The sequence below is a fragment of the Siccirubricoccus phaeus genome, from assembly GCF_008360935.1.
GTDB lineage: Bacteria > Pseudomonadota > Alphaproteobacteria > Acetobacterales > Acetobacteraceae > Siccirubricoccus > Siccirubricoccus phaeus.
Map to the genome: position 1 here is coordinate 1 of NZ_SRXO01000049.1, position 1,689 is coordinate 1,689.

Genomic DNA, 1,689 nt, shown 5'->3' on the forward strand with positions numbered 1-1,689 from the left:
TGGCTGGAGCGATTCATCCGCCCGCGCTGGACCACGCCCTTCGAGGCGACGAAGCGCGTGGTCGGCGCCGTCGTCCTGCTGCTGGGTGGTGCCCTCCTCGCCCCGGTGCCGCTGAGCAATGTCCCGCCCGCCTTGGCCATCACCCTGATCGCCTTCGCCTACCTGGAGGAGGACGGGATCCTGCTCTGCGCCGGGCTGGCGGCAGGCCTTGCCATGCTCGCGGTCGCCGCAGCCGTCGCCTGGGAGACGTTGAGCACAACCGGTTGGGTGCCGAGTATGCTGTAAGGGCTCATCGGAAGCCCACTCGGGGTCGAATTGCCCTTCAGGGCCTTCGACCGGTGTTGCCTGGGACGTGCTGCCGGACAGTAGGAGCTGCACCGTGACCATCATCGTCTCCGTGAAGATCAACGACGGCATCGTCATGGCGGCGGACAGCGCCGGAACCATGGGCAGCGGGCAGATCTACACCCACGCCAACAAGATCACGAACCTCTGCGCGGGCCTGCCCGTCGGCGCGATGTCCACCGGTGCGGGCGGCATCGGCAACGAGTCCGTCGAGACCCTGCTGAAGGATCTGCGGCGGCGCTTCGATGGGCGTGACCCTGCATATCCGGAGTGGCGGCTGGACCCGGCGAGTTACACTATGGAGCGAGTCGCCGGGCGGCTGCGCAGCTTTCTGTTCGAAGAGAAGGCGGTGCCTTGCCCGGAACCGGTCAACCTCCAGCTTCGTCTCTGCGGCTATTCCGCCGGCCGGCCGCTCGCCGAGGTTTGGGAGGTGAGCATGACCGGGCAGGACTGCCCGCCGCCGCGGCGGATCATGGAGGAGACCGGCTTCGGCGTGATGTGGGACGGGCAGTATGAGGCGCTCAACCGGCTGATCCTCGGCCTTGGCTTCGATATCGGCCACGCCCTGGTGAAGCACGGTGTGCCGCCCCAGGAGGCCGGCCGGCTGCAGGAGGAGTTGGTCCGCGACCTCTACGCGACGCTGTCGGTTCCCGCCATGCCCATTCAGGACGCGATCGACCTGGCACGCTTCCTGGTCGAGACCACGATCGGCTTCGTCCGCTTCGCCGTCTTCCTGCCGAAGAGCGTGGGCGGCGCGGTCGAGATCGCCGCCATTACCAAGCACGAAGGCTTCCGCTGGGTGCAGAGGAAGGGCTTCTACCCCACGGGAATCCTCCAGGAAGACTGAGTCCGCACCAACGCGGGGACGCGGGCGCCGCACACGGCCTCGCCGCTCGCCCCACGGCACGGCTCGCCCGGCGACCCGCAGCGCGTTGCCCACCGGGGCCGACGCACCCCACATGCAGGCCGCCGCCCACCACGGCGGTCCATCCGCGGAGCTCCGATGCTCGATCTCGTCGTCGTCCTGGTCCTGATAGTGCTGAACGGGGTCTTCGCCCTCTCGGAGCTCGCGGTCGTCTCCGCCCGACGGAGTCGCCTACGCGCCATGGCCGAAGCGGGCCGCCCCGGGGCCAGCGCCGCCCTGGCCTTGGCCGAGGAGCCCGGACGCTTCCTCTCCACCGTCCAGATCGGAATCACGCTGGTCGGCATCCTCGCCGGCGCCTTGTCCGGTTCCGCCCTCGGCGGCCGCCTCGCCACCTGGCTGACGGGCCTCGGCCTGCCTGTGGCGGTGGCGGAGCCGCTGGGCTTCGGTCTCGTCGTCGCCCTCGTCACCTATCTCTCGAT

3 protein-coding genes are annotated in these 1,689 nt (G+C 69.4%); all 3 read left to right on the top strand.

Features of this window, described 5'->3' with window-relative positions:
• On the top strand, positions 1-285 hold a 285-nt coding region (locus tag E5N76_RS29225; protein WP_149541505.1), incomplete at its 5' end, for an exopolysaccharide biosynthesis protein.
• A 94-nt stretch (positions 286-379) separates the two neighbouring features.
• Positions 380-1,192, top strand: coding sequence for a hypothetical protein (locus E5N76_RS29230; protein ID WP_149541506.1), 813 nt, complete (start codon positions 380-382; stop codon positions 1,190-1,192).
• A gap of 156 nt (positions 1,193-1,348) precedes the next feature.
• The coding region (locus E5N76_RS29235) for a CNNM domain-containing protein (protein WP_149541507.1) at positions 1,349-1,689 on the top strand (341 nt) is incomplete at its 3' end.